This is a genomic window from Isoptericola sp. NPDC056618 (assembly GCF_042792715.1).
In the GTDB taxonomy this organism is placed as follows: domain Bacteria; phylum Actinomycetota; class Actinomycetes; order Actinomycetales; family Cellulomonadaceae; genus Isoptericola; species Isoptericola nanjingensis.
The window spans coordinates 254,821-261,450 of the sequence record NZ_JBHTVZ010000003.1 but is presented as its reverse complement, the minus strand read 5'-3'; the positions used below and the strand labels follow the sequence as shown (position 1 = coordinate 261,450).

8 protein-coding genes and 1 pseudogene are annotated in these 6,630 nt (G+C 74.0%); 4 read left to right on the top strand and 5 right to left on the bottom strand.

Going from position 1 to position 6,630, the window contains the following annotated elements; genetic code table 11:
* Positions 1–123: 123 nt before the first annotated feature.
* The 3 genes from ACFQ8T_RS07075 to ACFQ8T_RS07065 all read right to left on the bottom strand — a co-directional run bounded on the left by ACFQ8T_RS07075 (position 124) and on the right by ACFQ8T_RS07065 (position 2,804).
* Positions 124–861, bottom strand: coding sequence for a lytic polysaccharide monooxygenase (locus tag ACFQ8T_RS07075; RefSeq protein ID WP_430545839.1), 738 nt, complete (start codon positions 859–861; stop codon positions 124–126).
* A 144-nt stretch (positions 862–1,005) separates the two neighbouring features.
* The gene (locus ACFQ8T_RS07070; protein WP_430545838.1) at positions 1,006–1,752 is read right to left on the bottom strand and encodes a phosphotransferase; all 747 of its coding nucleotides are present in this window, start codon (positions 1,750–1,752) and stop codon (positions 1,006–1,008) included.
* Positions 1,753–1,796: 44 nt separating this feature from the next.
* Positions 1,797–2,804: a DMT family transporter gene (locus ACFQ8T_RS07065; protein WP_430545837.1), complete on the bottom strand. Its 1,008-nt coding sequence runs from the start codon at positions 2,802–2,804 to the stop codon at positions 1,797–1,799.
* A gap of 38 nt (positions 2,805–2,842) precedes the next feature.
* On the opposite strand from ACFQ8T_RS07065, the gene ACFQ8T_RS07060 reads away from it, so the two are divergent.
* Entirely contained in the window at positions 2,843–3,376 is a 534-nt protein-coding gene (locus tag ACFQ8T_RS07060; RefSeq protein WP_430545836.1) for a CGNR zinc finger domain-containing protein, read from the top strand.
* A gap of 128 nt (positions 3,377–3,504) precedes the next feature.
* Positions 3,505–3,957, top strand: coding sequence for a peptidoglycan-binding protein (locus ACFQ8T_RS07055; protein ID WP_430545835.1), 453 nt, complete (start codon positions 3,505–3,507; stop codon positions 3,955–3,957).
* Positions 3,958–3,976: 19 nt separating this feature from the next.
* Here ACFQ8T_RS07055 and ACFQ8T_RS07050 read toward each other — a convergent pair.
* Positions 3,977–4,252 (bottom strand): annotated as a pseudogene (locus ACFQ8T_RS07050) (3-methyladenine DNA glycosylase); the annotation flags it as partial.
* 67 nt (positions 4,253–4,319) lie between these two features.
* Between ACFQ8T_RS07050 and ACFQ8T_RS07045 the strand changes: the two are divergent.
* Positions 4,320–4,628 carry a hypothetical protein gene (locus ACFQ8T_RS07045; RefSeq protein ID WP_430545834.1) on the top strand — a complete coding sequence of 103 codons (309 nt, stop codon included), beginning with the start codon at positions 4,320–4,322 and terminating at the stop codon, positions 4,626–4,628.
* A 34-nt stretch (positions 4,629–4,662) separates the two neighbouring features.
* Here ACFQ8T_RS07045 and ACFQ8T_RS07040 read toward each other — a convergent pair whose 3' ends face one another.
* Positions 4,663–5,721 carry a 3-methyladenine DNA glycosylase gene (locus ACFQ8T_RS07040; RefSeq protein WP_430545833.1) on the bottom strand — a complete coding sequence of 353 codons (1,059 nt, stop codon included), beginning with the start codon at positions 5,719–5,721 and terminating at the stop codon, positions 4,663–4,665.
* A 55-nt stretch (positions 5,722–5,776) separates the two neighbouring features.
* Here ACFQ8T_RS07040 and ACFQ8T_RS07035 point away from each other — a divergent pair, with 55 nt between their 5' ends.
* A complete protein-coding gene (locus ACFQ8T_RS07035; RefSeq protein WP_430545832.1) occupies positions 5,777–6,622 on the top strand; it encodes a PhzF family phenazine biosynthesis protein in 846 nt (281 codons plus the stop codon).
* Positions 6,623–6,630: the final 8 nt, after the last annotated feature.

The following is a 6,630-nucleotide window of genomic DNA, read 5'->3' as shown; positions in this document are numbered from 1 at the left end:
GGTGTGCTAATTTTTGTTGCCCAAATCCCCCCCGGCCGCCCACACACACAGTCGGTTTTGGTATTGACACTTATACCCGCCTAAGTTCCACAATTCCCCCACGCTCGTTGCGACGGAGCGGGGTCAGCAGGCGCCGAGGTCGGTCCAGACCGCCCACTGGCCGGCCGAGGAGGACGGGGTGTCGCCCTGCGTCCACCACTTGGCCTGGTACGCGCGGCCCTCGTAGGACACCTTCGTGCCGCCGGTGTAGGCGGACGACGGGTTCCAGGCCGCGTCCTCGCAGTCGCCCGGCTCGACCGGCGGGTCGGTCGGGTCCACGGGCGGGTCGGTCGGCTCGACCGTCCCGCCCTCGCCGACGGTCACGTCGACGCAGGCGTAGAACGCGTTGACGGTGTCGGCCACGTTCCAGCGGGCGAGGATGGTGTGGTCGCCCTGCGGCAGGTTCTCGAGCGTGTGGCTCACGACGGCGTCGGGCTTGGCGCCCTTGTCGTCGAACGTGCGGTGCAGGACGCCGTCGACGAAGTACTCCCACGTCGAGGTGGCGTGCTGCGCGGTGAGCTTCCACTTCATCGTGACGCTGTTGCCGATCGTCGTGCGGGGCCAGGGCTTCGACTCGTCGTCGAGGATGGCGAAGCCGCTGCCGCCGGAGCACTGCGTGGAGCCCTTGGGGGCCTCGACGCTCTGCGGCTCGTACTTGATGCTGCCGCAGTCGAAGGACAGGGAACCGCTGGCGCACAGGTCCTGGCGGCTCGGCGGGTTGGTGACCCAGCCGTGGGCGGACGCCGCGGGCGCCGCGGCGAGCGGAGCCAGGAGCGCGGCGAGCCCGACGGCCGCGGTGACGAGGGTGGGACGAAGACGCATCGTTGCTCTTCTCCTGTGTTCGTGAGGAAACTGGACAAATTCGACGCTACGGCGTCGGTCCGGCCCGCACATCAGGGGAACCGCATCATCTGACTGTGATCTGCCCCGCCGGTCGTACGGGGTTACCCGTAGGGCGGAAGGGGGTCAGCCGAGGTCCCACAGGTGCCGGTAGAAGGCGATGCGCTCGGCGTCGGGCGCGATGCCGTAGCCCTCGAAGAAGGCGGGCTCGTGGCCGTCGCCGTAGTTCCACTCCAGGCTGTAGCTGGCCACCGCGAGGTCGGCCCAGCGGTCCGCGACGCCGAGCGCGTCGAGGTCGACGTGGGCGGTCCAGCGACCGTCGTCGTCCAGGAGGGTGTTGGGGGCGCACGGGTCCCCGTGGCACACGACCAGCCGGTCGACGGCGGGCACGTCGCCGACCCGGGCGCGGGCGTCGGGGGACAGGCGCGCCGTCCGGTCGGCGACGCCCCACGAGAAGGGGCAGCCGTCGACCGGGAGCGCGTCGTGCATCGCCCGCAGGCCGGCGCCGATCGCGCGCGCAGCCGTGTCCGGGCGCGCGAGCCAGCGAGGGTCGACGGCCGACCGGCCCGGGATGCCCGCGGTCAGCAGCCAGGCGCCGGTGTCGTCGGCGCCACGGTCGAGCACGCGCGGCACGGGGGTGAAGCGGCTCGCCCAGGCGAGACGCGCGGCCTCGGCGTCGAGGTCCAGCTCGGGCGTGCCTGCGGGGACCCACTTGACGTAGCGCTCGGCGCCCGAGGTCCCCGTGAGCCGGAACGTGAGGCCGCCGAGCTCGTTGCGCCACACGGGCACGACGTCGTCGTCGCCGGCGAGCAGGCGCACCCGCTCGGGTACGACGACGGGCTCGGACGGGGCGGCGGCGAGGGTGCGGGACATGACCAGATCGTCACATCTCCGCACCTCACGATCGAGCCGACGGGCTACGGCATTCCCGTCGGTTCGATCGTCGGGTGCGGCTCGGCCGCCGGTTCGATGGTCGGTGGCGTGCGATGGGTCGCGGCCTCGCCCTGCTGCACGACGACGACCCCCGCCAGCACCAGCAGCCCGCCGACGAGCTGGACGGGGCGCGGCAGCTCGCCCAGGAAGACCCACGCGAAGAACACGGCGCTGACCACCTCGAGCAGCCCGACGAACGACGCGGGCCGCGCGCCGAGGCGTCGCCCCGCGGCGACGCCGGTGACGTAGGCGACGCCGGCGGTCACCACCCCCAGCGCGGCGAGCACCGCCCAGGCGGGCACGACGGCGTCGGCGAGGGCGACCGGGTCGGCCGACGCGGTGAGCGGCATGACGCCGACGGCGCCGAGCAGGCCGAGCAGGACGGCGCCGACCACGAGCCCGCCCGCCGCGAGGCTCAGGGGCGGCAGCCCGGTGTCGGTGCGGGCGTTGAGCAGGAAGTAGGCGGAGACGCCCACCATCGCCCCGAGCGCCCAGGCCACGCCGACGGGGTCGAGCCGGGCGCCGGCGAGGTCGAGCACCAGGACGAGGCCCGCCGCGGCGAGCGCGATGCCGGCGAGCGTGATCCGTCCGGGGCGTTGCCCGTGCCGCAGCCACAGCCACGCGACGACGGCGGCGGGGGAGGAGTACTCGATGAGCAGCGCGGGGCCCACCTGCATGTGCTGCACGGCCGCGAAGTAGCAGAACTGCGTGGCGGCCACGCCGAGCGCGCCGTAGGCGAGCAGCAGCCGCACGTTGCGGCGCACGGGGGACCAGTCGCCGCGCAGGGCGACGACGCCGAACGGCAGGACGACGACCGCCCCGACCGCGACGCGTACCAGGACGACGGCGCCCGGGCTCCACCCGGTGGCGAAGAGGCCGGCGGCGAGCGGGCCGGAGAGGCTGAACGTCACGGCGGAGACGACCGCGAGGGCGAGCCCCGCGCCGAGGCCGGTGCGCGCCGTCGTGCGCGCGTCATGTGCGACATCGCTCATGACCCATGACGCTAGGCCGGATGCGATAACGTGTCAACGTGGTCTTCGCACATGACACGGTGAACTCCCTGCGCGCGGCGGTCGACCTCGTGAACGCCGAGGAGCCGCCGCTGACGCTGACGACGACGGCCGACCTCGACGCGTTCCTGGTGCGGCACGGGTACACCGGCCGCCACGACGGCACCGAGGCGGAGCTCGCCCGCGTGCGCGCGCTGGCGCCGCGCCTGCGCGGGCTGCTGCTGGCGGGCCGGGACGAGGCCGCCGCGCAGGTCAACCGCCTGCTCGAGCAGGCGGGGGCGGCGCCTCGGCTCGTGCGGCACGAGGGCCAGGACTGGCACGTCCACGCCGTCTCCCCGGACGCGCCGCTCGACGACCGCATCGCCGTCGAGACGGCCATGGCGATGATCGACGTGGTGCGCGCCGACGAGCACTCCCGCCTCGCCGTGTGCGCCGACGTCGACTGCCGGGGCCTCGTGCTGGACCTGTCGCGCAACCGCTCGCGGCGGTACTGCTCCACGGCGTGCACCAACCGCAACGCCCAGGCGGCGCTGCGGGCGCGGCGCGCCGGCTGACGCACGGGCGCGCCCCGACGTCCCTGGGCGACGTATCTGGCCGCGAGCGCCGTGCTCCCTCCCCGCGAGGGCGCCAGGCTTTCCCGGGGCGACGACCCGCCCGGCCCGGCCCCACGAAGGAGGCGGCGATGTCCGTCACGACGAGCAAGGCCCTCGACCCCTGGCCGGTCGTCCGTCCCGGTGACCGGTTCCACCCCGTCGGCACGCTGCAGCACCTGCTCAACGAGCACGGCCACGACCTCGAGGTGGACGAGACGTTCGGCCCGCTCACCGAGGCGGCCGTCCGCGCCTCCCAGCGCGACTTCGGCCTCGAGGCCGACGGCGTCGTCGGGCCCAGGACCTGGGGCGCGATCGTCGTCACCGTGCGCACCGGGAGCCGTGGCCACGCCGTCCGCGGGGCGCAGTCCGAGCTCGACGTCCGCGTCGACGTCGACCTCGTGGTCGACGGGGTCTTCGGGCCGAGGACGGAGAGCGCGGTGCGCGGGTTCCAGCGTGCGCTGTCGGCGTTCGGCGTCCTCGTCGACGGCGTCGTCGGGCCCGTGACCTGGCGTGCCCTGGTCAGCGGGATGGTGTCCGACTGACCGGCACCCGGGGCCGTCGTCAGCCGGCGGCGACGCCCAGGAGCACGTCGCAGACCGCGACCAGGCGGGCGCGCAGCTCCTGGCCGCGCGCGGCGAACCCTCGCTGCCGGCGCACGTACTCCGCCTTGCCCTCCGCCGTCTCGATCGGCACGGCCTCGACGCCGTACGACGAGACGTCGTAGGGGGCGGCGGCCATGTCCGTGTACCGGATGTCGCGGGCCAGCTCGAAGGCGTCGAGCAGCAGGTCGCCGGGTGCCGCGGGCCCGAGCTTGAGCGCCCACTTGTAGAGGTCCATGTTGGTGGTGCAGACGCAGGCACCATCGATGCGTGCTGTCCCGCACGCTGTCGGTACGGTGCGTTCTGTGGACGAGTCGTACCCGACAGCGACGGTCGATGGCTTCACCGTCGGCATGTACGTCAGCTATGGCGACTGCGGCGATGGCTGGGTCAAGGCGCCTGACGGGAGCGTGTGCTCGCTCATCTGGGAGACGGGCATGCCTGAGTACTTCAAGGTGGCGATCGAGCCCGACCCATCCGGACGATGGGGAACCTACGCGGTCCAGTTGCCCATGCCGCTGACAACCGATGACGAAGCGGCCGCGTACCTTCGGGCGCTCTTGCCCCAACTCCGTGCGCGTTGGAGCCGTTGGCGCCGGTCGGATCACTCGTAGCTGTCAGCGTCGGCGGGACTCACGGCGCCGGTGCTCATCCAGGCTGACGACCAGCGCGGGAATCGTGCGCGAGGAGGGCATCGCATACCGCGACGATGCGGTGGCGCAGGGCGTTGGAACGCTCCGCGTAGTCACGCTGGCGGCGCACGTATTCGGCCTTGCCCTCGGGAGTCTCGATCCGCACGGGCTTGATGTCGTAGGAGCTCACGTCGTAGGGCGAGGCCGCCATGTCGGTGTACCGGATCTCTCGGGCCAGCTCGAAGGCATCGAGCAGGAGGTCGCCAGGTACCGCGGGGCCGAGCTTCAAGGCCCACTTGTAGCAATCCATCGCAGCATGGAGGCAGCCAGGCTGCTCGTAGGCCAACTGGGTCTCACGCGTGAGGTGCAGCACGTCGCCGGTGTCTGCAAACTCAGGGTTGAGGTCCATCCCGGCGTGCAGGCACCCCGGCTGCTCCATGGCCGGCTGGCGCTCGCGGGTGGGGCGCAGCTGGTTGCGGTCCGCGGCCTCGGGCGTGAAGAACCGGTAGGCGTCGAAGTGCGAGCAGCCGATGCGGTGCGACTCGACGACGGCGTCCGTGCCGTCGTGACCCAGCCGCAGCGGCAGCGGGTGGCGGTGGTCGCGCCCCGCCGCGCGGTCGCGGTAGACCATCGCCCACTCGTGCAGGCCGAAGCAGCCGAACGTCCCGGGCCGCCCGGCGGTGGCCGACACGAGCGCGCGGACGTAGCGGACGGTGTCGCCGCGATCCGCGACGAAGGCGTCGACGTCGAGCGTCGCGCCCGCGCCGCGCGCGGCGCCCCCCTCGCCCGGCAGCCCCACCTCGCGGTACCAGCGCCACCCGGCGTGCTCGGCCGCGCCCGCGAGGACCACGCCCGGGCCCGGGTGCCACCGGCGCAGGTGGCTCACGCGCGTGGGGTAGTAGGTGAACAGGAAGTCCTCGATGGCGTGCTTCGCGCCGCGGTCGCGGGCCTCGCGCCACACCGCGGTCAGCCCGTCCGCGCGGGCGGCGTGCGCGGCCGCCCGCGGCTCCCAGGCGTCGCGCGGCACGACGGCGTCGGCGGGGGCCGCCGGGTCGTCGAGGGTCGTCGCGCGCATCCCCTCAGGGTACGAGCGCGGCGAGCACGTTCCCGCCCGGACTAGCGTGTGACTCGTGCCGCACACCTACGAGTTCCGCCAGGTCGACGTCTTCGCCACCGGCCCGCTCACCGGCAACCCGGTGGCCGTGGTGCACGACGCCGACGACCTCGACGACGCGCAGATGGCCGCCTTCGCGCGGTGGACCAACCTGTCCGAGACGACGTTCCTGCTGCGTCCCACGGACCCGGCGGCGGACTACCGGCTGCGCATCTGGACACCCGGCGGCGAGCTACCGTTCGCCGGCCACCCCACGCTCGGCACCGCGCACGCGTGGCTCGAGGCGGGCGGGACGCCCCGCTCCGCGGAGCACGTCGTCCAGGAGTGCGGCGTCGGGCTCGTCACCGTCCGACGCGACGGCGCCGACCGGCTCGCGTTCGCCGCGCCGCCCCAGCGACGGTCCGGCTCGGTGGCGCCGGAGGACCTGGCGCAGATCGCGCGCGGCCTGCGCGTGAGCGTGGCGGACATCGAGGACGCGGCGTGGGTCGACAACGGCCCCGGCTGGGTCGCGGCGCGCCTGCGCGACGCGGCGGCCGTGCTCGCCGTCGAGCCGGACCTCGCCGCGTTCGGCGGCCTGAAGATCGGCGTCGTCGGCACCTACGCGCCGGGGGAGTCGGACGCCGCCGTCGAGGTGCGCGCCTTCGTCCCCGACATCGGCGTCGCCGAGGACCCGGTCACCGGCAGCCTCAACGCCGGGCTGGGGCAGTGGTTGGCGGGCGGCCTGCTGCCCGCGTCGTACGTCGCCTCGCAGGGCACCGCCCTCGGCCGCCGCGGGCGCGTGCACGTGCGCCGCGACGCCGCCGGCGAGGTGTGGGTCGGGGGCGCGGCCGTCACGACGATCGCGGGCACCGTGACGCTCTGAGGTCGCAG

Excerpts from the sequence above, each read along its gene's own strand:
- ACFQ8T_RS07070 (WP_430545838.1), bottom strand. The coding sequence starts at position 1,752 with ATGTCCCGCACCCTCGCCGCCGCCCCGTCCGAGCCCGTCGTCGTACCC.
- ACFQ8T_RS07065 (WP_430545837.1), bottom strand. The coding sequence starts at position 2,804 with ATGAGCGATGTCGCACATGACGCGCGCACGACGGCGCGCACCGGCCTC.
- ACFQ8T_RS07055 (WP_430545835.1), top strand. The coding sequence starts at position 3,505 with ATGTCCGTCACGACGAGCAAGGCCCTCGACCCCTGGCCGGTCGTCCGT.
- ACFQ8T_RS07075 (WP_430545839.1), bottom strand. The coding sequence starts at position 861 with ATGCGTCTTCGTCCCACCCTCGTCACCGCGGCCGTCGGGCTCGCCGCG.
- ACFQ8T_RS07040 (WP_430545833.1), bottom strand. The coding sequence starts at position 5,721 with ATGCGCGCGACGACCCTCGACGACCCGGCGGCCCCCGCCGACGCCGTC.